The following is a 23,109-nucleotide window of genomic DNA, read 5'->3' on the forward strand; positions in this document are numbered from 1 at the left end:
GTGGGAGTACCTGTTGTGGCACTATAACTTAATGTAGTATTTTGTGCACTGGCACTAGGACAGACACTTGCCGCAGTGGCGGCTAATGTTATAGTTGGTGTTGCATTTACCGTTACTGTAAAAGTAGAGCCTGAACTACTAACACAACCTGCAGCATTAGTTACTGTTAATGTTCCTGTATAAGTACCTGCAGCTGTACCTGCAGGAACAGCAATAGTAATTGGACTCGCTGGCAATGCAGCATTACTAACTGCTGCAAAAGTATTTGCAGGCGAAGCATTCCAAGTGATGCTATACGTTGTAGGAGTACTTGTTGTTGCACTATAACTTAATGTCGTATTTTGTCCATTTACACTAGAACAAACACTTGCTGCAGTAGCTGCTAATGTTATCGTTGGCAAAGCGCTGACGCTTAATGTAGCCCCAATGCTAACTCCTGCCGAGCAAGAACCTGATGTAAGCGCTGTAACTGTTATAGTACTAGGTCCTGCTGTAGTTAGTCCCGCCGCTGTAAAGAATCCTGTTCCTGCCGTAGTAACTATCATATTTGCTGTTAATCCTGTACCTCCAACACTTGGATTACTCCTATTATAAGTAACGACATAATCACCAACAGGTAATGACGCAGCACTTCCCGTTACTGTTACTGTAGATGTTGTACCCACAGATATACACACATTTGTTGCGCTAGCACTAGTAATATTATAAGTAGGACAAGTATAAGTAACCTTTATCTGTCCAGTTCCACCATTTCCTCCTAAATTATTACCAAGACCTAATAAAACTAAACCTCCTCCACCTCCTCCACCTGGCGGAAATCCTGCTACACCATTTCCTGCTAGTGTTGCTCCATTACCTCCTGCACCACCACCAGTCACTGCAGCTCCTGCTACAGCTCCAGATCCATCATTACCATTTGAGGCCGTACCAGCACTACTTCCTCCTCCTCCTGATAATAATAATCCAAGGACCAAACTTCCACCTGCTCCTTTACCTCCAGAAAAATTTGTACCTACTCCTCCTGCTCCTCCAACACCTGCTGCTCCTCCTCCATTTCCACTTGTTCCTCCTGCTCCTCCATTAGCAATTACTGTTAAAAAGCTAGATGATGATCCATTAGTCCCATTTGCTTTAGACCCTACACCCCCTGTACCAACAGTATAGTTAATTGAACTTCCAGGAGTGACACTTAAATTAGTAGTCTTACTATAACCTCCTCCTCCTCCTCCGGCTGCAGAATTACTAAGATCATTACCTCCCCCTGCACCTCCAGCTCCCCAACATTCTGCAGTTAATAAAGTAACACCAGCGGGTACTACAAAAGTACCACCACCAGAAGTTGTAAATGTGTTTGTAGTCTGAGACCACGAATAAGTAATAATAAAAACAAGTAACAAAGATAATTTTAGTCTCATAACAGTAGGTTTTAATGATAAAAAAATCGGTTAACTCTTTGTAATATTTATGAGTGGTATTGAAAAGATGTCGATACTAATTGAAGATTTAATCAATATCATGTCCTTTTCTCAAAAAAGAATTGCGCAGCGTAAACAACTAAAATAAAGCAACTTACGCAGCACTGTATTAAATTTAACTAAAAAATCTAAAAAGAAGTTCATATATTATTCATATTATCATGCACTTCAACGTTAAAAGCTGCACTTTTATCGGATATTTAACAAAATATGCAGCAATACCATCCAATTATCACAATCCACTATAAAAGCACCTATCTTAACAAGATAATTTTCATAAATGTTTTCAAGTATGATTATTCAAAAAACAAGCTTTCAAAGCAAAACAAGTTTTTGAAAAAAAATTAAAGCTTTACATTTGTTTTTTATTCAATACTAAAACTATATGAAATCGGATTGTACTCCCAAAGAAGCATTACAAAAACTAGAACATTTTTGCGCTTATCAGGAACGTTGTCATGACGAGGTGGTATCTAAACTATATAGCTTAAAAATGACCTCTGACGAAATAGATTCTATTGTGGTACAACTCATTACGGACAACTTCCTTAATGAAACTCGTTTTGCTTGTAGTTTTGCACAAGGAAAGCATCGCATAAAGCAATGGGGGAAAATAAGAATTGTAAACGAACTTAAAGCCCGTCATATTACATCAACCAATATTAATCTTGCTCTTGCAGGAATAAGTAGTGATGAATATCAAGATACATTCGAAAAGTTAGCTCAAAAATGTTGGGATAATTTGCATGAAACTAATCAGCTTAAAAAACGCAAAAAATTTTGTGATTATATACTGCGACGAGGTTTTGAGAGCAACATGGTTTATGAAAAAGTGAAGGAACTTGAAACCAATGCTAAATAATAATCAATTCTGTTTAAATAACAATTTCATATAAATTCATTAAGCTTTTTCTAATAAAATACTCACTGCATTTCCTCCAAAACCTACTGCATTTACTAGTACTTTTTTAATGGGTTTTGTTTGTTGTTGCGCTTCTGCAAAAGGAACTCCTACAAACATATTGTGTTGCATCATTAAGATTGCCATTTCTACACTCAATATTCCAGAAGCTCCGAAAGTGTGTCCAATCTTCCATTTATTGGTAGTAAGTAAAGGAAGTTTACCCTCGAATATTTTTCGAATTGCTTTATATTCTGTTAAATCTCCTTTTATAGTTCCAGGAGCATGCATAACAATTACATCTACATCTTCTGAATTAAATTCTCCAAGAGCCATTTTCATTGATTTCTGAAAACAAGTAGCTTCTGCAGAGATAGATATATTATGTTCCAAAACTTCTGTAGCATATCCCACACCTATAACATAAGCAATAGCATTTTCTTTTTCTCCAGCTTCAAGACAACATACTGCTGCCCCTTCTCCCAAAACCATAGTATTTTGAGTTTTATTTAAATCGAAAGCTAGGTTTGGCCATTTATCAATATTTAAATCTGCGCGAGAATAAATTTTTAACGCTCGCATTTGTGCAATCGTAAAATCAGTTAATGGAGCTTCACTTCCTCCAACCAAAAATTTATCGACCATCCCAGCTCTTAACCAAGCCACCCCATTTAGTAAAGCGTGCAAAGCTGTCGAACAAGTAATCGAATGTGAAATTTCTGGGCCTGAACTTTGCAAATCATGTGCTATCCAAGAAGAAATATTTCCTAATGTAGTTGTTGGGGAAGCTAGTGTTTGTGCCTTTCCGGTTTCTAAATATTCCTGAAAATGCTTTTCAAATAAATCCGTAGCTCCGCGAGAAGATCCAATATTAATCCCAAAAACAGCCTCCGAATTCCATCCTGATTTTTTTATAGCCTGTCGGGATGCCGCCAAAGCAAATAAAACACTATTGTCTAGAAATTTATATTTAATATCCGAATTACGTACTTCTTCTACAATTTGTTTAGAACCTGACGTAAGTACAGCAACAGGAGTTTCTTGTTTATCCATTTCCTGAAGAACGAAACAATGCTTGTTACTTAAATAATTCTCCCAAATATCTTTCGGATTATTCCCTAAAGGTGAAATAGAAGAAAAGGCTGTTATCGCAATTTTTTTATTCAATGTAATTGATTTATTTAATCGAAAATCTGCAAGGTTTTATTACCAAACTAAATCCCAAAATATAAGATATCTAATTAAACCATTTCTATAGCTTCTTCAATAATCGAATATACTTTTTCAAGCTGCTCATCGCTTATAATATATGGTGGCAAAATGTAAACGATATTTCCAACAGGTCTTAGAACAACTCCTTTATCAATAAAGAAATTATAAAGTTTAGTTCTCATCGAGCCGTAATAACTTTCTTCTGATTCAGATTTTATTTCCAATGCAAAAATAACACCTAATACTCTGGTTGTAACAACTTTTGAATGATTTTTTATTTTATTCTGAAAATGTAAATGACTTTTATTTATACGCCCAATATTAGCTTGCATTTCCTCTGTTTGCAATAAATCAATACTTGCCAGAGCTGCTGCACATCCTGTAGGATTAGCAGTAAAAGTATGCCCATGAAACAATGCTTTATTAATATCATCATCATAAAAAGCATCAAAAACCTCTTGAGTAAAAGTAGTAATTGCCATCGGGATAGTTCCCCCTGTCAATGCTTTTGAAAGACACATCATATCTGGTTTTTCATCCAGATAATCCATTGCAAATGTTTTTCCTGTTTTACCAAACCCAGTCATAACTTCGTCGGCAATAGTCAGAACATTATTTGCTGCACAAATCTGGATTAAAGTTGCCAATGCATCTGGCTCATACATCACCATTCCTGCTGCTCCTTGCACCAAAGGCTCAAAAATAAACCCTGCACAATTCTTATCTTTTATTACTTCTTTTAGAGCATCAAAACTTACTTGCTCTTGTCCTTTTATAGGAACAGGGATTCGAACAACATCTATAAACATCCCCTGAAAAGCTTGTGTATAAAATGAAATTCCACTTGCCGCCATTGCCGCAAATGTATCTCCGTGAAAAGCATTTTCAAAAGCAATAATCGTAGTACGCTGTTCTCCTTTATTAAAAAAATATTGCAAAGCTACTTTTATCGCAACTTCTACTGCTGTAGAACCATTGTCTGAAAAAAATATTTTCTGTTGGTTCTTTGGTAAAATCTCAATAAGTCTTTCTGCGAGAACAATTGCTGGCTCATGAGTAAATCCACCAAATAAAACATGCTCAAGAGTAGTTAATTGTTTGTAAATAGCATCGGCAATAAAACGATTACTATGTCCAAAAGGATTAACCCACCAAGAGGCGATTGCATCTATATATTCTTTATTATTTTCATCCCAAAGTAATGCGCCTTCTCCTCTAGAGATGGCGATAGGAGCAGTTGCGGTTTTATGTTGTGTATATGGATGCCAAAGATATTGGCTGTCTTTTTCAGATAATGTCATTTGATATAATATTGTAGATTTCTGATTTTAAAGTTTAGATTCTTCTAAAGCTAATAAGTCGTTTCGAAATAAATCGGCATATTCTTTAATAACGTTTTGGTCAAAATAAGGTTCTTCATCAATTCGACCAATACACTTTATCCCAGTACTACTAAGAATAATTGTTTCAGAAGATTTGTTTTCGCTTCCGCTAAAAATAATTCCTGCAATATTTAATTTTCGATTCTTCAGTGCCTCAATAGTTAGCAAGGTATGATTGATACTTCCTAAGTAATGTCTGGAAACCACAATTACTTTATAATCTGGCTGAATTAAATCGAGAACAAATTCTTTATTATTTAATGGAACAAAAAGTCCTCCAGCACCTTCTACAACTAAATGGTTATCGCATTTTGGCTCAACTATTTCTTTTAAATCAATAGTGACGCCATCAATTTCCGCTGCCAAGTGCGGACTCGCTGGCGTATTTAGAGCATATGCATTTTTGTAAAATTGAGATTTACTATTTGAAATTCTCGATTGAACTTTAGCCGTATCCGAATTATCTAGATCTCCTGCTTGAATCGGCTTCCAATAATCAGCTTCCAGTGCTTCTACAATTATTGCCGAAACAATAGTTTTACCTACATCGGTAGAGATTCCTGTAATAAATAGTTTCATTCTCTAGTTTTTATTGAATACAAAAATATCAATAAAAATGCGAAACCCATCATATGATGGGTTTCGCATTTTTATTATTCTTCTTTAAGTTCATCCAAAATCTTTTTAATCTGTCTGGCGTATTTTCCATAACATGAATACACCCAAATTTCTGTTAGTAATCCCATGATTAAAATTGTAAACATAAACATACTCACCATAATAATTAATTTACCCTGTTCTATTTCACCATTAAAAAACTCAGCTGCATTTGGCATCTTAAACACAACATAACCTACAAAGTATAACATTACAAAAGGAATCAAAGAAAAAGTAAATGTTTTATAAAGCTGCATATTAAGCTTAATGTCATAATAAGTTTCATATAAACTATCTTTTGTATTCAAACTAACTCCATCTAATCTTTTATAAAATAAAAATAGTTTGGCCAAATAATAAATACTAATAGCAAGCATTATCCCATATAGTAAATAATAAGGTACTAGCATTTTTGCCGGAAACTCCTCAAAAGTTGGTATAAAACCAACAAACAACAAAGCCGAAAGTTGTATAAGAAACTCCAATCGTAAATTTTTTCTAATTTTATCTAACGGCATGTGTACCGTTTCTAATTTTTGTATAGTACTAGGAAGCACAATATTTTTAGGTTTGTTATCATTCCATGCGTTTTGTATATCGTTAAAATCCATATCCTTGATTTTTTATTATATCTTTTAATTTTTCTTTTGCTCTATTTAGTTTCACTCTGGCATTCCCTTCAGAAATACCTAAATTTTCTCCTATTTCCTTATGTGAAAACCCTTCCAGTTGATAAAAAATAACAGCTTTATCAATTTTTTCTAATTTCTGAACTGCTTTATAAAAATGTTCAATCTGACTTTCTTTGATATCAGAATCGCTTTCGTCTTCTTTAATATTCTCTGAAGCTATTTCATATTTATCAACTTTCTTTTTTTCTTTTTTTAAGAAAACAATTGCAGTGTTTACTGCTACACGATACATCCATGTAGAAAATTGACTCGCATTCTTAAAACTATCGTAAGATTTCCAAAGCTGACAAATTATCTCCTGAAACAAATCTTGCTGATCATCAGGATTGTCCATGTACATTTTAGAAACCTTATACAAGATTCCCTTATGGTTTTCTATCCGGGTTAAAAATTCTTGCTCTTTTTCTTTCAAAATACGATTAGTTCATTACTGGTTTTACTTTATATCCTGCCTTTCTCAATAAATTAATTACTCCTAATTCTCCAGCCAGATGAGCAGAACCTACCGCTACAAAAACGCTCTCTTTTTTCATTGTCTCAGGCAATTCTTTCGCCCAGCTTAAATTTCTTTCATCAAGCATAGCATTCTTAGCTTTTTTACTCATTTCTTTTTCATCAATCATGTCATTATAAAGAGTAACTATATTTTCCGCAACATAATCATTCACCATCTCTTTAGTTTTTTCCTTGCTCAATCCCTGTAACATAGCAATCAATTCTGAATCAGAATAAGCACTACTTAACATTGCTAATTGTCCTTTTACAGTTTCTAAACCATCAATCTTTTTGTTGTCTTTTTGAGCTAAAGCTATAAAATCATTTTCATACGATTTTAAATTTTCACAATCAAAAGTCTTAATCGAAATTAAACTCATTACTGTTGCTAAACTAAAATTATCAACTTGCTTGATTTTATATCCTGTACTTTTTTGTAAAATTAAATCTAACTCAGATAATTGTTCTGGAGTTAACTTCTTACTTAAAGGCTCTGGACTCATCGCTAATTTTTGTGCATCTTCCATTTCTTCAGGATCCGAAAAATTAATCTCAAGCATCAATTTGTCAGAATTTTGAAATGCTTTTTTAGTTTTTTCCGAAAGAAAATAGTTATCTGAACATATCGAATGAATTGTTCCATATAAATAAGAAGACTTGCTTAACCCATTTCCTGAAACTTCCCATAAAAGTGAATTTTCTAATTTTGGAGATTTATCCTGTGCTTGTATTGTTCCTGTAAAAAAAATTGCGATTGCTACTACTGTTGATTTTATTAAATTTTCCATTTTCTTGATTGATTAAAGTTATTGATTAATTTGATAATTTAAATTCCGTTTATCATTTGTTATATCCTTCTAATTTTGAAGACGCAAAAGTTGCTATAAGCAAACAAATTATAAGCTCTAAATAATCGGGTTGTGTTTTACCATAAACAAAATGGCTTACTAAAGAGTAGGTTACTTGTACAGATACTAAAAAGATTAGCAGGTTACAAATACCTTTTTTTACTAAAGTTGAATTGGTTTTCATAAGTATAGTTTTTTTGATTACGACTCGTAAGTAATCGAATCATCAAAACGTTACAAAAAAAATTATCTTTTTTTAAAAAGTGAGGAAAAATGGGATTTTGCAAACAGGATTATCACCCTAATATAGACCTAGGGCTTACTAATCAGAACGGCTTTTCCTAAAACTTAGGAATAGATAAGACTAAAAATATTAAATTCTAAAAGACATAATTTCTAAGTAACTCTAAAATCTTATTTATATCTTCTTCAGAATTATAACTATGAATACAAAAGCGCAACCTTTCTTGTCCTTCCGGGACTGTTGGCGATAAGATTGCTTTTACATCAAATCCTTTATCCAGCATTTTTTTGGCAACAGCTTTTGCATTTTCGTTACCAGGAATAATAGCCGATTGAATTGCCGATTTACTACGAACAAACAAGGGTTGTAACCCTAGAAGTTTTTTTTGCTGGTTGAAGTAAACAATATTTTGACGTAATTTTTCGATGGTTTCTTTTTCTATTTCCAATTGCTGATAGGCAATAAAAATAGTTCCCACGGAATGTGGAGATAATCCTGTAGTATAAATAAAACTTCTTGCAAAGTTAACGAGGTATTCTTTTAGTTCTTCTGAGCCAAGAACTACAGCTCCATGACAACCTAAGCCTTTACCAAAAGTCATTACTCTGGCAAAAACCCGATTATGCAATCCTAAAAACTGTACTAAACCCTCACCTTTTTCTCCAAAAACTCCTAAAGCATGAGCTTCATCAATAACGAGGTAACAATTATATTTTTCGGATAATACTACTAATTCTTCTAGATTTGGACAATCACCATCCATAGAAAAAACACTCTCGGTAACAATATAAATTATTGCGTTTTGATGTTTTAGTATATGCTGCTCTAAGTCTTCAAAATCGTTATGATTGAATTTATAGGATTTAGCATTCGACATTAAAATCCCATCCCGAATAGAAGCATGACTTAATTCATCATATAAAATAACATCATTACGTTGTGGTACAGCACTAAAAAAACCAACATTGGCATCGTAACCTGAATTAAAAATTAAAGCCGATTCTGATTCATGAAATTGCGTTATAAAAGTTTCTGTAGTTTTATAGAGAATATGATTTCCAGAAATTAACCGCGAACCTGTTGCTCCATTTTGAATGCAATTGTTATCAATTAAATATTGATGTGTTTCATTAAAGATTGATGCTGAATTTGAAAATCCTATATAGTCGTTAGAAGTAAAATCAATTGACGCACTAGTGTCTGGCAGCTGCCTAAGCGCATTATTTTCCTTTCTCGAAACTAATTTTTGAATAAGATTTTCTGGTAATTTCATAGAGCAAAGTTATGAAATTGATTGTCATTATTAAATAAACAGCGAGTCATATCAAACTCGCTGTTTATAATTAAGATTTTAAAGATTTGCTATAAAAGGAGATTTTTTAATGAATTTATCATCAAAAATCTGGCTAACCATAAAACTCGCGACATCAGTAGCATTTATTTTATCGCCTAAACAATCTTCAAGACTTACAGCAACTTCGGCACTGACATCTGTAAATTCAATAAACGGAACTCTAACAAGAGTCCAATTAACATTACTTTCAACTAAGAGATTATATGTTTTTTGTCGGTCTTCCTGAATCACAGGAAAATTGGTTTTCATCCATTCTGTACCCAGAATCGTTTTTTCACCTTTTTTATCAAATGGTGTATCAATATTAAGTCCAGCCAGTAAAATATATCGTTGAATACCGAACTCATTCATTGCATTAAGAATATTTATTGTTGCTTCACTTGCCACAAGAGGTTCTCCTTGTCGTTGCCCAATTGTACTTATGACTGCTTGACAACCTTCTAGTAATAATCGAATAGACTGAGCATCGATTGCATCGCCCTTAATAAGTTCTACTAATGGATTTATATTTTGGAGATTTTCAGGATTTCTAAGAAGTAGTTTTACACCGAATCCTTTATTTAATAACTGGTCAATAACATATTTACCAGTTCGTCCGCCACCGCCCAAAACAGCAACTTTTATTATATTTTTCATTTGTTTTCTTTATAAAATTCGACATAACTAATGTTCGCTTTTATCAGGCTGATAAAGCGAATGAAACAAAAGTATCACTGTACTTTTGTAATAAATTCGATATTTTACAAAGAGATGTTAATACCTCAAAGATAAAAAAAATTAAAGAAAAATCATCTCCATGCTGAACAGACATTTTTAATCAAACAAAGTAATTATTTTCTTATTTCCAAATTACCAACTGATTCACAGTAATTTGTATATTGCATTAAAAAATATAGAAAAATGAAAGCCATTTGCAAAAACTGTGAAACACCTTATCTCTCTAGTTTTAATTATTGTCCACAATGCAGCCAAAAAGTCCATTTGCATCGTATAAGTCCACATGAGGTTTTTCATGAAGCTGTTCATTATTTCACACATGCCGATAAAGGAATTTTTCAACTAATTAGAGATTTAGTATTAAAGAGCGGAACTGTAGCCAAAGAATATATAAATGGTAAAAGAAAAAAATATTTCCCTCCACTTAATTTTTTTCTCTTGGTTGCAGCAATATTTGTTTTTATTTCTAATATCCCAAAAGAAACACATTCTCCTATCGATATGCAGAAAGAAAACCTTGAACTGAATGCTATTACCAATCCTGTTCAAAAAGAAAAAATGACTCGTCTTTATGAACGAAAAGAAAAAGCATTTCACTTTATGAGAAAATATTCAAATCTAATGGCAATGATGGCATTACCTCTTACTGCATTTTTTTTCTGGCTCTTTTACAGGAAAGAGAATTACAACTATACAGAACATCTAGTGGCAGGAATGTATATGTTAGGATTTTGTATTTTAATCAACACATTATTAATTCTACCAATATCATTATTATTCCACCTTTCATCTAATTACTCAACAATACTTTTTCTTCTTTTTCAACTCCTTTATTTTACTATTTTCTATTATAAATTTTTAAATAAAAACACAAAACTTCAATTTGCTAAAGCTTTCACAGTAAGTGTTTTCGGAATTATCTCTTGGGGAATTATTTCGGGATTTACCGTTAATGCCTATATCTCTACTGGTTTTTGGGGAATGGTATAAAAATATCGATCTAAAATAAAAAAGCCAGACAAATTATGTCTGGCTTTTTAACTTTATTCTGAATCGTCTTAGTCTGCTAAAACAATTATTTTATTGTCTTTCATCTCGATTGTTCCTGATTCGATTTCTAATGTATAAGTCTTATCATTTACTTTCGTGAACTTATCTATTGCTTCTTTAGAGAAATTAAAAGTTGTTCCTACAATTTTTACAATCCCTTTTTGTAATAAAGAAACAATTGGCGCGTGATTATTTAAGATTTGAAAACTTCCGTCTACTCCTGGTAGCGTAATTGAAGTAACTTCTCCTGAAAATAATTTTGCTTCTGGTGATACTATTTCTAAAATCATCTTTTTTTAGTTTACAGTTTCAGTTAATAGTCTCAGTACTGAATACTGTGACTGAATACTGAAAACTAGATTAAGCTTCTGCCAACATTTTTTCTCCAGCTTCGATAGCATCTTGGATAGAACCTTTAAGGTTAAAAGCTGCTTCTGGAAGGTGATCTAACTCACCATCAATAATCATGTTAAATCCTTTGATAGTATCTTTAATGTCAACCAAAACTCCAGGAATACCTGTAAATTGCTCCGCTACGTGGAAAGGTTGAGATAAGAAACGTTGTACACGACGAGCTCTTGATACAGATAATTTATCTTCTTCAGATAACTCTTCCATACCTAGAATCGCGATGATATCTTGTAATTGTTTGTATTTTTGAAGAATTTCTTTTACTCTTTGTGCACAGTCATAGTGCTCATCACCTAAAATTTGAGGAGTCAAGATTCTAGAAGTAGAATCTAATGGATCTACCGCTGGATAAATACCTAACTCAGCAATTTTACGAGATAATACTGTTGTTGCATCTAAGTGAGCAAAAGTTGTTGCAGGAGCCGGGTCAGTTAAATCATCCGCAGGTACGTAAACCGCTTGTACAGATGTAATAGATCCTTTGTTTGTAGATGTAATACGTTCCTGCATCGCACCCATTTCTGTTGCTAATGTTGGTTGGTATCCTACCGCAGATGGCATACGACCTAAAAGTGCCGATACCTCTGAACCTGCTTGTGTAAAACGGAAGATGTTATCAACGAAAAACAATACGTCTTTACCTTGATCAGTTCCTGCTCCATCACGGAAATACTCAGCGATAGATAATCCTGAAAGTGCTACACGTGCACGAGCTCCAGGAGGCTCATTCATTTGTCCGAAAACGAAAGTAGCTTTAGACTCTCTCATTCCTGGCATATCTACTTTAGATAAATCCCATCCTCCATTTTCCATAGAGTGCATGAAATCATCACCGTATTTAATAATACCTGACTCTAACATCTCACGAAGTAAGTCATTTCCTTCACGTGTTCTTTCTCCTACTCCTGCGAATACTGAAAGTCCACCGTGACCTTTTGCGATATTGTTGATCAACTCCTGAATCAATACTGTTTTACCAACACCTGCACCACCAAACAATCCAATTTTACCTCCTTTTGCATAAGGCTCAATCAAATCGATTACTTTAATACCTGTGAATAAAACTTCAGATGAAGTTGATAAATCTTCGAATCTTGGTGCTGGTCTGTGAATAGACAAACCATTTTCTCCTGTTTTTGGCAAGTTCCCTAAACCATCAATTGCATCTCCGATTACATTAAATAATCGACCATATACGTCTGGACCGATTGGCATTTGGATTGGGTTTCCTGTTCCAACTACTTCAAATCCACGACTCAAACCATCTGTTGAGTCCATTGATATTGTACGAACTGTATTTTCTCCGATGTGAGATTGTACTTCAAGAACTAACAATGTTCCGTCTTTTTTAGTGATTTCTAATGAATCATAAATTTTTGGAAGTTCAACATCTTTACCGTTGAAAACAACATCAACTACTGGTCCAATGATTTGGGCAACTTTTCCTATTACTTTTGACATTACTGTATGTGTTTATTAAATAGCTATTTAGGTTTAACGAAAATACCTCTTTTTTCAGAGCGCAAAGATAATTTTTAAAATATAAAATCAATAACTTTTTTTTATAAAAATACTATATTTTTATCAGTTTATAAAAATAAGTACATCGATTGCATAAAAGCCCGTCTTTGCAAGGAGATAAAAAAACCACCGCATCATTGAAATGGGTGGCTTTCCTACTAAAAAAAATTGGCTTTATTTTAATATTGCTGGATATTGAATTGGGTAAGTAGACAAATCAACATGTCGCAATGTAGAACCGTATTTTGTATTAATGGCATCTACAAAGATATTGGCAATTAATGCATACCCTCTTGCACTTGGATGAATTCCGTCAAGCGAAAATGCTCCTCCAGTTACATAAGCAGATGTCATATTAAAATTTCCGAAATTAATACCTGTCGTAGACACTTGCGCCATGGTAGCTCTTGTATCTACAAAAGCCAATCCTTTAGCGGTAGCAGTAGCTTCTATCGTAACATTATAAGCATCTGTAGCTGTTTTTAGCTCTTTCACTTCACTTTCCGACAATACCCATCTATCTTGTAAAGGCACAGCCGTTCCGTTCCCTGCTGATAAATGATCTTTAGCAGACGTTCCTTGTGAACTCAAAACAATATAGTCCTTATTAGTCGTTTGTCTTAATTTTATTAGTCCAGGATTTACTCCCGTAATATCTGTAAGATATTCATCAATCATTACAGCTCCATTTTTCCCAACCACAAAATTAATAGTTCTTTGTACTCTTTCAGCCTCAGTAATTAACCCTGCGTTTTTCGCAGCCACTAAACCACCATTATAACTTGCATAAGCACTATTTAAAGCAGTAACTTGTGCCGCAACAAGAGTTAATGGATTAAATCCTACTGTTGTAAAAAACGGGAGTGCACTCACATAAGGAAGATTAGCTACAACCCCTTTTGCTCCTTTTGCAGTTAAATCAGTAACCAGTTTATCGTAAGCAAAATTAAATGTCGCTGTTGGAGTTATAGGATCCGTTCCGTCTCCACCAGTTGTTGCATAACCCAAAACATCATTACCTCCTATCCACAAAGAAAAGAACGTTGGACTTTGATCTGTAGCATCCTTTAAAACAGTAGTTCCTGGCGCAGTAGCAAATCGAACAAAATACGGATTTGCAGTCCCCAAAGATAACCCTGCCGGATTACCATATCCTGGCGCCACTAAGTGATAACTTTTTGCCCCAGGAACACCCAGGTTATTAAAAGGCCCCGTTATGTGCGCCATAACTTCGGTTGTAGAAGCAAATGGCACAGGCGCAATCTTTGGGGTACCATCTGGATTAAATCCTAATATTGCAAGTCTTGGCGGGAATTTTGGATTTGGAGTACCGCCAAATAACAACCCTCCAACATTATCCGAAGTCAACGGCGTTTTAAACTCTCCACCTCCAGCAGCAGTAAACTGCTGAGATAATATATTAGCATAAGAGCCTCCCTGTCCTTTTATAAAAAGCGCACCATCACTATATCCTGCTGCAAATGAATCTCCCAAAGCTACATACTTTGTAAAAACTGCCGAACCTGGTGTTACTGGAACTTCTGCTGGTGTTGTATCTTCATCATCGTTATTACATGCTACAAAGGCCAATGAAACCAATAATAGCCATTTAAAATTTTTTATCATGATTTGTTATTTTATACATTAATATTCATTTTCCCCAACTCCTTAATTCAATAAGAAGCGCTTAATTATAACTATAATTATGGGTTAATTGTCCATGAAGCAAACCATTGTTGCCCTATTAAACCTGCTCCTATTACCTGAATATAATCTTTTCCGAAAATATTTGTAGCTCCAACTTTGATAACAGATTTCAACTTAGGAATTCCATAATTCACCTGAGCATCAAACACCGTATTCTCTGGAACCATTCCGTCTGCAAAAGACGACTCCCATAAATATTCTGTATTCCATCTTATATTCATATTAAATCCGAAGTTTTTAAATAATTTCGAATTACCTAATGAGCCTTTGATTCTATGTTTTGGAGTATTAAATCCTGCAACAAATCCAGGATCTTTTGACTGATCAAAATCAAATTGCGAGTAATTATAGTTAACCCCCACTTCAAAGTCTTTATATACTTTTTTAGACAAACCAACACCAACACCAAAAGAAGTAATTTGCGCACTTGTATTTGTATAAACCTGATAAACCCTTCTATCTCCAAATGCTAACGCTTGATAACTTTGTAATACTGCCGGATTAGTCATGTCTGTACCTACAGTTCCATAATACGGACTAATTACTCTAGCGGTATTCATGAAATTATCATAAATATTATAGTATGCATTAAGATCGATTGAAAAATCTCTTACTACTGAGCGATACCCAACCTCAAAAGCTTGTACTTCTTCTGGTTTTACCAAGCCAATATTAGCCACTTGTAAATCTCTTGGATTTCCAGAAGCTGCAAATGCTTGCACAGAAGCTACTGTATATGCGTTATGATAAGCATTTTGTCCCGTCATTTCTATCTGCGCTGGATTACCAGCTGCTTGACCAGCAGGACTCACGTCTCTAATTTCTGTAAAGCGATCAAGATTTTCTGCAGCAGAACCAATTAATGCAAACGGCCCTAAATCCAAACCAATATATTGATCTTGTGTTGTTGGATTTCTGAAACCTGTTTGGTAAGAAACTCTAAAATTATGAACTCTTGTTGCTCCTGCAGAATACACAAATGCAACCCTTGGAGATATATTTCCTTTAAAATTTTGACTTTTGTCATAACGGATAGATCCTGTAAATTTCAATCTATCATCTAACCATTTTTTTGCCAATTGCGTATAAGCACCGTATTCTTTATAATTTAAAGGACCGTCATAATCTGTAAAGATTGTTCCTTCAGAATTCATCAAATACTCTCTCCAAGAACCTCCTACTTGAATTTCCGCAAATTTGATAAGATCTTTGAAGTTATAATTCACATCAGAATGATATAATTTAGAATGATCAATAAATTTAGCTCCTTGTGTTAAATCTGGATTACTTACCACATTTGCAAATGCACTTTTAAACTGAGGAGAACCTGGTTCAAATCTTGCAGATCTTGGAGCAGTTGGATTATTAGGATCAATATTTGGCGTTAATCCTAAACCTGGTGAAACATTATAATCAGCAAAATTTCTAGCGTACTTTGCCGCATCATTTGCATTAAGTCCTAATACAGCAGATGATAATTGAAATGATCTAGCATAATCCGTAAACCAGTTCGTATCAGATTTAGCTGCTCTATTTACGTTCCAACCAGCAAAACGCATATCATACGAATCTCCAGCATCTTCTGTCGTCATATAAACTCTTGCAAAGAAGTTCTTTCCTTTAATTTCTAATTTGGTCTGATCCATAAAGAAATTTTTCAAAGAATATCTATTTGCTCCTTGATAAATAGTACTTCCTACTCCTACCTTATATTGAAGTATAATCTCCGTCTCACTTTCCCATGGCTTAAGATGCATTGCAAAATCTGCCTTTATACTTTCAGACTTATTATTATTTAGATCTTTTTCATGATATCCTGTTCTACTTACCTGTCCCACATTAGGAAGAAACGTAGTTACCTCGTCACCATAAATATTTAATCCGTCATAATTCTGATTATTTGCATGACCAATAGATCCTCCAGTCATACTTCTTTGGTCGTCTGCAATCCACTCAGTAGCTCTTATATAGTTAAAATTTGCTTTTAACGCAAAATGCTTCGTAAATGCGGTTGCCGCTCTCATTCCAAAATCTACATAATCATTTGTTCCCGCAACGTCTTGAGATGTTTGGCCATATTTAAAATAAGCACTAATACCCTGATTTGTAAAAGGACTTTTACTATTCATAAACAAAATACCATTAAATGCATTAGCTCCATAAAGTGCTGATGATGCTCCAGGCAAAAGCTCTACACTAGCAACATCTAAGTCATTTAAACCAATTAAGTTTCCTAATACAAAGTTCAACGCTGGAGATGAATTATCCATACCGTCTACCAATTGCATAAAACGTGTATTGGCAACAGTTGCAAAACCTCTAGTATTTACCGATTTAAATGAGATACTACTAGTATTAAAAATAACCTCTTTCATATTCTCCAATCCTTCATAAAAAGACGGAGCAGTTGTATTTCTTATTTCCTGAAGTCCCATTCTCTCAATTGTAACAGGCGATTCAATAACCCTTTCTGGAGTTCTCGAAGCCGAAACCACAATCTCGTTTAACATTGTTCTTTCTTCTGCTAACGAAACAATAACTTTTTGAGTAGCCGAAGTAACATTAACTGTTTTCGTTTCATAGCCTACTGCCGTAACTTTAATTGTAAAAGGGAAGTTTTTTAAAGACTTTAAAGTAAAAGATCCGTCAAAATCAGTAGAAGTACTACTGGACTCCCCAACAACATTAATATTCGCTCCCGGAATCGATTGATTCTTATTATCGATAACAGAACCTGAAATTGTACTCTGCGCAAAAGATACGCCGCAGAAAAACAATGATAGAATAAGTAAATACATTCTCATTTGGTTAGTTTTAAATGGTTTATATTACCAAAGTACAAATATTTTTAATATTACTAAAAATTTGTTAAAAAAAATTAATATTCTTTATTTTTTTAGCAACAAAAATACATAATTCATATTCGTGTTTTTTTAAACTTTTGACAACTATAAAGCCCTAACTCATTGAAATATATTATGCGTACATATTATTTTTAACAAAAAATTAAACATTCTACAAAAATGAATTCTTAATTTTTTCTCATAAAAAAGCGAGATATAAATCTCGCTTTTTCAAATACTTATGTTTTATTAAATAGATTCTAATACTATCTAACCAATAATTCCTTTTCTATTTTAGTAAGCCTTTCTGAGAATGTTTTAAGAATTTCATTTTCCTTTTTTAAATTTTTCATTTCTTTATCTTGTTCGATCATATAAAGAGTCATTTCTTCCATTTTTTTAAGCAAACTCAAATTCATTTCAGCAAGCATCAACCCATTCTTTTCAATTTCTTGTGCAGAAGGAATTTCAGGCAAATGACTATTTTGCTTAATATACTCTTCAAGCTCCTCTAATGATTTTAATTTATAATCATTAGCGAAAACATAATCAGGAACAACACCAGCATTAACAGTTACTTTTACCTCTCTAGTATGAATATTTCCTGCAACAGTAAGTTTAGCATCTGGACTTGTTGTGCCAATACCTACATTACCATTAGATTGGAAAGTCATTTTTATCGGATTCGATATCCCAGTATCATAATCCCCGAATGAAAGGAATAGCTTCCCTTCACCTAAAGTACTATTGGGTACCCATGTAAAACCTGAATTTTGAATTCCATATCCACCAAAACAAAGCGAGGCCGAAGGTTGCCCAGACACTGTCAAGGCATCTCCAAAATAAATATGCGCTCTAGATTGAGCAACAGACCTCATAATAGTAAAACTACCCTCTACCCCAAAATTCCCTCTTTCATCTGCCATCATTATATGACTCCAGGCACTCCATTTACTATCCATTGGATATGCATTTCTATAAAGAATCCCTCCATTATTAAAATTTAATTGATGATTCTTATCTCCAGTATTTTCATTGTTTACCCAAGGAGATAAAGTTAAATTAGTAGAAAAGAAACCAACCCCAGGCGCGTCAATAGCATTTTTAGATTTGAAATCAACCCTAAGGTTTCTTGAAGAAAAATTCGGCAAATCATCAACATCTCTACTATCAATTACTGATAGAGAACTAGAAACTTGCGAGTTAGCATTCAAACTCAATACAAATACAATAAACTTTAGAATTGTTTTTTTCATTATAATTAATTTTTAGATAATAATTTACTTTCGAGAATTCTTATTTTTTTGTCTTGCTTTTCATTCTCTTTTTTCATTTCAATCATATAAAGGGTCATTTCTTCCATTTTTTTAAGCAAACTTAAATTCATTTCAGCAAGCATTAACCCATTCTTTTCAATTTCTTGTGCAGAAGGAATTTCAGGCAAATGACTGTTTTGTTTGATATATTCTTCAACCTCCTCTAATGATTTTAATTTGTAATCATTAGCAAAAACATAATCAGGAACTACTCCTGCATTAACAGTTACTTTTACCTCTCTTGCATGAATATTTCCTGCAACAGTAAGCTTAGCATCTGGACTTGATGTTCCGATACCTACATCACCATGAATTATCTGATTTCCTGTAAAATAATTTCCTCCTCGAGTTGCTAATTCATTCCATGAATTCCAAGTACCAACCCCATTATTAGTATCTCCATTTTTAGTTCTAAAAGAAATTCTATTGCCTCCATTAGGACCATAATCAGCATTAATTTGACAATCATACCTGTTTTCGAACCCTCCAAAACTTATTAATGCCCCGTTCCATGGAGTCCCAGTAGCAGAATACGAAAAAGTATATCCTCCTTTAAAAATATCTGCCGAACCTGATTCAATAATAACATTAGTTGGATTTAAAGTTTGAGATTTTACATTTACTGTAACCAATAATCCAAACACAAGTGTAATTAAGGTTTTATTAATTTTCATATTTCTTTTATATTCTATTCTTAATTTTATTTTTCTTAAATAATTACTACAAAAATATACCACATTATATCTTCTCAAAATAAAAAAAACAGAGCATAAAAAAAGCGAGATATAAATCTCGCTTTTTCAAATACTTATGTTTTTTCATTTTACTCTACAGTAACTGACTTTGCCAAATTTCTTGGTTGGTCAACATTGCAACCTCTCATAACCGCTATATGGTAAGATAAAAGCTGTAACGGAATTGTCGTAATTAATGGTGATAAAGCATCTGATGTTTCAGGAATTTCGATCACATAATCCGCTAATTCACGTACTTGTGTATCTCCCTTTGTAACCACAGCAACAATTCTTCCACTTCTGGATTTTATTTCCTGAATATTACTTACAATTTTATCATAATGTCCTTGTTTAGGAGCAATTACAATAACTGGCATATGCTCATCAATCAAAGCAATTGGTCCGTGCTTCATTTCTGCCGCAGGATAACCCTCTGCATGAATATAAGAGATTTCTTTTAGCTTTAAAGCTCCTTCTAATGCTACCGGGAAGTTATATCCTCTTCCTAAGTATAAACAATTTGGAGAATCTTTAAAAACTGCTGCAATTTCTTTAGCAACATCATTAGTTTCTAGAACTTCTTTAACCTTATCTGGTATAAGTTCTAACTCTTGTAAATATCTATGGAAATCTGAATTAGACAATGTTCCTTTTGCTTTTGCTAAACGCAAAGCAATCATTGTTAATACAGTAATCTGAGTTGTAAATGCTTTTGTAGATGCCACCCCAATCTCTGGACCTGCGTGAGTATAAGCTCCTGCATGAGTTTCTCTAGAAATAGACGAACCAACAACATTACAAACACCAAACACAAATGCTCCGTGCTCTTTTGCTAATTTAATAGCTGCCATAGTATCTGCAGTTTCACCTGATTGAGAAATAGCAATAACTACATCTGTTTTATTGATGATAGGATTACGGTATCTAAATTCCGAAGCATATTCAACCTCTACAGGAATTCGGGCAAATTCCTCAAAGATATATTCTGCAACTAAACCTGCATGCCACGAAGTACCACAAGCAACAATAATGATTCTATCAGCATTAAGAAATTTTTCCAAATTATCTTCAACACCTGCTAGCTGAACAATTCCTTCATTTGCATGAAGTCTTCCTCTATACGTGTCTTTTATAACGCTTGGCTGTTCGTAAATCTCTTTAAGCATGAAATGGTCATATCCTCCTTTTTCAATCTGCTCCAAATTCATTTGAAGTTCTTGAATATAAGGATCAACCAAAGAGTCATCTTTAATTTTTCTAATCTTAATAGGTTTATGCAATCTGATATTGGCCATTTCGCCATCCTCAAGATAAACCGCATTTGAAGTATACTCAATAAAAGGAGAAGCATCAGACGCGATAAAATACTCGCCCTCACCTACACCAATCGCTAATGGACTACCTAATCTGGCAGCAACAATTTCATTTGGATTTTTTCTATCAAATACTGCAATAGCATAAGCTCCTACGACTTGGTTTAATGCAACCTGAACAGCTTTACCTAGTTTAAGATTTTCTTTTTTTTGAACTTCTTCAATCAAATTTACTAATACCTCAGTATCAGTATCTGAATGAAAAATGTATCCTCTTTTTTTCAACTCCTCTTTAAGCGGAGCGTAGTTCTCAATAATACCATTATGTATTATCGCTAAGTCTCCAGAATTTGACAAATGAGGATGCGAGTTCACATCATTTGGCACACCATGTGTTGCCCAACGCGTATGTCCTATTCCTATAGTTCCGTTTGTCGTAAAATTAACTTTAGCCTTAGCTTCAAGATCCGAAACTTTACCTTTTGTTTTACAAAGTTTGATTGCTTCCCCGTCATATAACATAACGCCTGCACTATCATACCCTCTGTATTCGAGACGTTTTAATCCTTTTATGACAATAGGATAAGCCTCTCTATGTCCGATATATCCAACAATTCCACACATATCTATATTAATTAATTTGGTTTCGTGTAGTAAATCTGCAATTTTAATCTCTTATCATCAGTCACCGCAGGAGTACTTCCAAAAAGGATTGTCCCTAACGGACTCATTACTGATGCTCTTGGAGCTGCAGTAAAAGGGATTTCCCCTCTTGCTGTTGTCTTACCTGGAGTTCTTAATTTATTAGATGTAATAGTATTAATATCTTCCGTAACCACAATCCCCATCTTTACATTAGTTGAATCCTTATATTTGATCAAATTCCTAATATGGTTTGTAATCCTTATTTTATAAGTAGTACCTCTCTTAGAGGTTGGATCAACATTTATAATACCACTAAAAATCTGCTTTGTTTTTTTTACATCTCCGTTAGCACTTGGCGTTCCATCATTGTAATAATCAACAATAGGGCGGTTATTTTTAAAATCATACAAATAAATCCTATTTGGTTCTGAGCTATTTTTCATAGCATCCGAATCAATATTAAAAACTAAATTGGCCTCATTAATCAACCAACCTTTACTTCTAATTTCTTCTAATTCACCTGGCGCAAAGAGCTCCAATATCGCCATAGAACCTTCTCCTCCTTTTAAATACAGTTTATCATCACCTGTAGCTTTTGGAGTAGTTATTGCAGTATTATAATTAGTATTTGTATTACTTTGATTTAAAAGATTTACAGTATTACCTGTTAAATTAAGAACAAGCGTTTTCGACTCCATTGTCTCTTCTGCATCTGTTGTTATAGCGGTCTTTGCTTTATAGTAAATTGTTATTTTACCTTTCTTAAAATCCATCATTGCCATATTTCCAGCATCACTACCAGACTTGTCAACATTAAAATACAATCCTCTGAAATAATTTTTAAAAACATCATTTGTAGCTAAATTAGATGCTGAAGTTTTTAAAATTCTATCCTCAAAATAAGTTTTATCTAATTTTAATCTCATTGCTGGAGCACTCCTTGTAACAGTTATTTTTCCAGTAGCATCACTTGTACTTTCTCTAATTTCATTTGGACTAAAAACAAATGCCTCATTATTTAATGGATTTGAAGCATTATTCAAACGACTAGGACCTTTAGCATTATAAAAATCAGAGTTTTGATTAGTATAAAAAAGCTGCTTATTCTGAAAATTATTACTCGGATCTAAATCTGCCATATAATAACCTGACTCATAAATACTCAGTTTTATTTTAGAAAAATCAGGACCATATATCGAGTCCAATTTATAAGTTGTACTTCCATCAGCATTTTGCGACGTTATATGACTAAAGTAAGGAACACTTAACACAATACTATCAGCAACTGGACTTGCACCAATTACTGGAGCCATATTGGCTAACGTCAACTGTGTAGCAAAACTAGCCGTTGTAATGCCAAACGCAGAATTATCATAAATCCCTAATTGATTTATATTTAAATTATTTGACTGGATTGGAGTAATTTGCTGATTGTAAGCAACAACATTAGAGTTATATATTGCTAAATCAAAGTGATTATCACCAATTAAATCATCACCAATAACATTAAAATCCTTATCACAAGAATATAAAAGAACAACGCTTGCAACTAAAAGTATTTTCTTAAAAAAAGAAGTATTATACATGTGTAA

At 33.5% G+C, this 23,109-nt stretch carries 20 protein-coding genes; 2 read left to right on the plus strand and 18 right to left on the minus strand.

The annotated features are described in order from the left end of the window. On the minus strand, nucleotides 1-1,415 hold a 1,415-nt coding region (locus tag IW20_RS25370; protein ID WP_051885769.1), incomplete at its 3' end, for a glycine-rich domain-containing protein. A gap of 445 nt (nucleotides 1,416-1,860) precedes the next feature. On the opposite strand from IW20_RS25370, the gene IW20_RS13965 reads away from it, so the two are divergent. Next, a complete protein-coding gene (locus IW20_RS13965; RefSeq protein WP_035623417.1) occupies nucleotides 1,861-2,337 on the plus strand; it encodes a regulatory protein RecX in 477 nt (158 codons plus the stop codon). Between the two features lie 39 nt (nucleotides 2,338-2,376). Here IW20_RS13965 and IW20_RS13970 read toward each other — a convergent pair whose 3' ends face one another. The 9 genes from IW20_RS13970 to IW20_RS14010 form a co-directional block, all read right to left on the minus strand. Further along, nucleotides 2,377-3,543, minus strand: a complete 1,167-nt coding sequence (locus tag IW20_RS13970; protein ID WP_035623418.1) for a beta-ketoacyl synthase N-terminal-like domain-containing protein — start codon at nucleotides 3,541-3,543, stop codon at nucleotides 2,377-2,379. A 74-nt stretch (nucleotides 3,544-3,617) separates the two neighbouring features. Beyond that, nucleotides 3,618-4,889, minus strand: a complete 1,272-nt coding sequence (bioA, locus tag IW20_RS13975; protein ID WP_035623427.1) for an adenosylmethionine--8-amino-7-oxononanoate transaminase — start codon at nucleotides 4,887-4,889, stop codon at nucleotides 3,618-3,620. Nucleotides 4,890-4,916: 27 nt separating this feature from the next. Further along, nucleotides 4,917-5,549 (minus strand): dethiobiotin synthase, encoded by a 633-nt coding sequence (gene bioD / locus IW20_RS13980; protein WP_035623430.1) that lies wholly within the window; start codon nucleotides 5,547-5,549, stop codon nucleotides 4,917-4,919. 74 nt (nucleotides 5,550-5,623) lie between these two features. Beyond that, complete coding sequence (locus IW20_RS13985) at nucleotides 5,624-6,238, minus strand: hypothetical protein (protein ID WP_035623432.1); 615 nt, start codon at nucleotides 6,236-6,238, stop codon at nucleotides 5,624-5,626. After that, nucleotides 6,228-6,731 carry an RNA polymerase sigma factor gene (locus IW20_RS13990; protein WP_035623437.1) on the minus strand — a complete coding sequence of 168 codons (504 nt, stop codon included), beginning with the start codon at nucleotides 6,729-6,731 and terminating at the stop codon, nucleotides 6,228-6,230. Before IW20_RS13990 ends, IW20_RS13985 begins: the two co-directional genes overlap by 11 nt. A 7-nt stretch (nucleotides 6,732-6,738) precedes the next feature. After that, nucleotides 6,739-7,602 carry a TraB/GumN family protein gene (locus IW20_RS13995; protein WP_035623440.1) on the minus strand — a complete coding sequence of 288 codons (864 nt, stop codon included), beginning with the start codon at nucleotides 7,600-7,602 and terminating at the stop codon, nucleotides 6,739-6,741. A 52-nt stretch (nucleotides 7,603-7,654) separates the two neighbouring features. Continuing rightward, nucleotides 7,655-7,846 (minus strand): hypothetical protein, encoded by a 192-nt coding sequence (locus IW20_RS14000; protein WP_035623442.1) that lies wholly within the window; start codon nucleotides 7,844-7,846, stop codon nucleotides 7,655-7,657. 196 nt (nucleotides 7,847-8,042) lie between these two features. Next, the gene (locus tag IW20_RS14005) at nucleotides 8,043-9,179 is read right to left on the minus strand and encodes an aminotransferase class I/II-fold pyridoxal phosphate-dependent enzyme (RefSeq protein WP_035623444.1); all 1,137 of its coding nucleotides are present in this window, start codon (nucleotides 9,177-9,179) and stop codon (nucleotides 8,043-8,045) included. 78 nt (nucleotides 9,180-9,257) lie between these two features. Next, nucleotides 9,258-9,896: an NAD(P)-dependent oxidoreductase gene (locus IW20_RS14010; RefSeq protein WP_035623446.1), complete on the minus strand. Its 639-nt coding sequence runs from the start codon at nucleotides 9,894-9,896 to the stop codon at nucleotides 9,258-9,260. 264 nt (nucleotides 9,897-10,160) lie between these two features. On the opposite strand from IW20_RS14010, the gene IW20_RS14015 reads away from it, so the two are divergent. After that, the gene (locus IW20_RS14015; RefSeq protein ID WP_035623448.1) at nucleotides 10,161-10,967 is read left to right on the plus strand and encodes a DUF3667 domain-containing protein; all 807 of its coding nucleotides are present in this window, start codon (nucleotides 10,161-10,163) and stop codon (nucleotides 10,965-10,967) included. A 68-nt stretch (nucleotides 10,968-11,035) separates the two neighbouring features. Here IW20_RS14015 and IW20_RS14020 read toward each other — a convergent pair whose 3' ends face one another. The 8 genes from IW20_RS14020 to IW20_RS14055 all read right to left on the minus strand — a co-directional run bounded on the left by IW20_RS14020 (nucleotide 11,036) and on the right by IW20_RS14055 (nucleotide 23,103). Continuing rightward, nucleotides 11,036-11,317, minus strand: a complete 282-nt coding sequence (locus IW20_RS14020) for a F0F1 ATP synthase subunit epsilon (protein WP_035623450.1) — start codon at nucleotides 11,315-11,317, stop codon at nucleotides 11,036-11,038. Between the two features lie 70 nt (nucleotides 11,318-11,387). After that, nucleotides 11,388-12,899, minus strand: a complete 1,512-nt coding sequence (gene atpD, locus IW20_RS14025) for a F0F1 ATP synthase subunit beta (protein ID WP_035623452.1) — start codon at nucleotides 12,897-12,899, stop codon at nucleotides 11,388-11,390. A 234-nt stretch (nucleotides 12,900-13,133) separates the two neighbouring features. Next, the gene (locus IW20_RS14030; RefSeq protein ID WP_035623454.1) at nucleotides 13,134-14,585 is read right to left on the minus strand and encodes an SGNH/GDSL hydrolase family protein; all 1,452 of its coding nucleotides are present in this window, start codon (nucleotides 14,583-14,585) and stop codon (nucleotides 13,134-13,136) included. Between the two features lie 77 nt (nucleotides 14,586-14,662). Next, nucleotides 14,663-17,470 (minus strand): TonB-dependent receptor, encoded by a 2,808-nt coding sequence (locus IW20_RS14035; RefSeq protein WP_035623456.1) that lies wholly within the window; start codon nucleotides 17,468-17,470, stop codon nucleotides 14,663-14,665. Nucleotides 17,471-17,775: 305 nt separating this feature from the next. Then, nucleotides 17,776-18,765, minus strand: coding sequence for a GAS domain-containing protein (locus IW20_RS25375; RefSeq protein WP_051885770.1), 990 nt, complete (start codon nucleotides 18,763-18,765; stop codon nucleotides 17,776-17,778). Nucleotides 18,766-18,770: 5 nt separating this feature from the next. Next, a complete protein-coding gene (locus IW20_RS25380) occupies nucleotides 18,771-19,499 on the minus strand; it encodes a tail fiber protein (protein ID WP_051885771.1) in 729 nt (242 codons plus the stop codon). Between the two features lie 149 nt (nucleotides 19,500-19,648). Beyond that, a complete protein-coding gene (gene glmS / locus IW20_RS14050) occupies nucleotides 19,649-21,496 on the minus strand; it encodes a glutamine--fructose-6-phosphate transaminase (isomerizing) (RefSeq protein ID WP_035623458.1) in 1,848 nt (615 codons plus the stop codon). 11 nt (nucleotides 21,497-21,507) lie between these two features. Further along, nucleotides 21,508-23,103, minus strand: coding sequence for a DUF4270 domain-containing protein (locus IW20_RS14055; protein WP_035623461.1), 1,596 nt, complete (start codon nucleotides 23,101-23,103; stop codon nucleotides 21,508-21,510). Between the last annotated feature and the right edge of the window lie 6 nt (nucleotides 23,104-23,109).

This window comes from Flavobacterium hydatis (genome assembly GCF_000737695.1).
GTDB lineage: Bacteria > Bacteroidota > Bacteroidia > Flavobacteriales > Flavobacteriaceae > Flavobacterium > Flavobacterium hydatis.

What these genes read in the sequence shown, in the direction of transcription:
- IW20_RS14035 (WP_035623456.1), bottom strand. Translation starts at nt 17,470, where the DNA reads ATGAGAATGTATTTACTTATTCTATCATTGTTTTTCTGCGGCGTATCT.
- IW20_RS13965 (WP_035623417.1), top strand. Translation starts at nt 1,861, where the DNA reads ATGAAATCGGATTGTACTCCCAAAGAAGCATTACAAAAACTAGAACAT.
- IW20_RS14020 (WP_035623450.1), bottom strand. Translation starts at nt 11,317, where the DNA reads ATGATTTTAGAAATAGTATCACCAGAAGCAAAATTATTTTCAGGAGAA.
- IW20_RS25380 (WP_051885771.1), bottom strand. Translation starts at nt 19,499, where the DNA reads ATGAAAATTAATAAAACCTTAATTACACTTGTGTTTGGATTATTGGTT.
- IW20_RS14000 (WP_035623442.1), bottom strand. Translation starts at nt 7,846, where the DNA reads ATGAAAACCAATTCAACTTTAGTAAAAAAAGGTATTTGTAACCTGCTA.
- IW20_RS13995 (WP_035623440.1), bottom strand. Translation starts at nt 7,602, where the DNA reads ATGGAAAATTTAATAAAATCAACAGTAGTAGCAATCGCAATTTTTTTT.
- IW20_RS14030 (WP_035623454.1), bottom strand. Translation starts at nt 14,585, where the DNA reads ATGATAAAAAATTTTAAATGGCTATTATTGGTTTCATTGGCCTTTGTA.
- IW20_RS25375 (WP_051885770.1), bottom strand. Translation starts at nt 18,765, where the DNA reads ATGAAAAAAACAATTCTAAAGTTTATTGTATTTGTATTGAGTTTGAAT.
- atpD (WP_035623452.1), bottom strand. Translation starts at nt 12,899, where the DNA reads ATGTCAAAAGTAATAGGAAAAGTTGCCCAAATCATTGGACCAGTAGTT.
- IW20_RS14015 (WP_035623448.1), top strand. Translation starts at nt 10,161, where the DNA reads ATGAAAGCCATTTGCAAAAACTGTGAAACACCTTATCTCTCTAGTTTT.
- glmS (WP_035623458.1), bottom strand. Translation starts at nt 21,496, where the DNA reads ATGTGTGGAATTGTTGGATATATCGGACATAGAGAGGCTTATCCTATT.
- bioD (WP_035623430.1), bottom strand. Translation starts at nt 5,549, where the DNA reads ATGAAACTATTTATTACAGGAATCTCTACCGATGTAGGTAAAACTATT.
- IW20_RS14005 (WP_035623444.1), bottom strand. Translation starts at nt 9,179, where the DNA reads ATGAAATTACCAGAAAATCTTATTCAAAAATTAGTTTCGAGAAAGGAA.
- IW20_RS14055 (WP_035623461.1), bottom strand. Translation starts at nt 23,103, where the DNA reads ATGTATAATACTTCTTTTTTTAAGAAAATACTTTTAGTTGCAAGCGTT.
- bioA (WP_035623427.1), bottom strand. Translation starts at nt 4,889, where the DNA reads ATGACATTATCTGAAAAAGACAGCCAATATCTTTGGCATCCATATACA.
- IW20_RS14010 (WP_035623446.1), bottom strand. Translation starts at nt 9,896, where the DNA reads ATGAAAAATATAATAAAAGTTGCTGTTTTGGGCGGTGGCGGACGAACT.
- IW20_RS13985 (WP_035623432.1), bottom strand. Translation starts at nt 6,238, where the DNA reads ATGGATTTTAACGATATACAAAACGCATGGAATGATAACAAACCTAAA.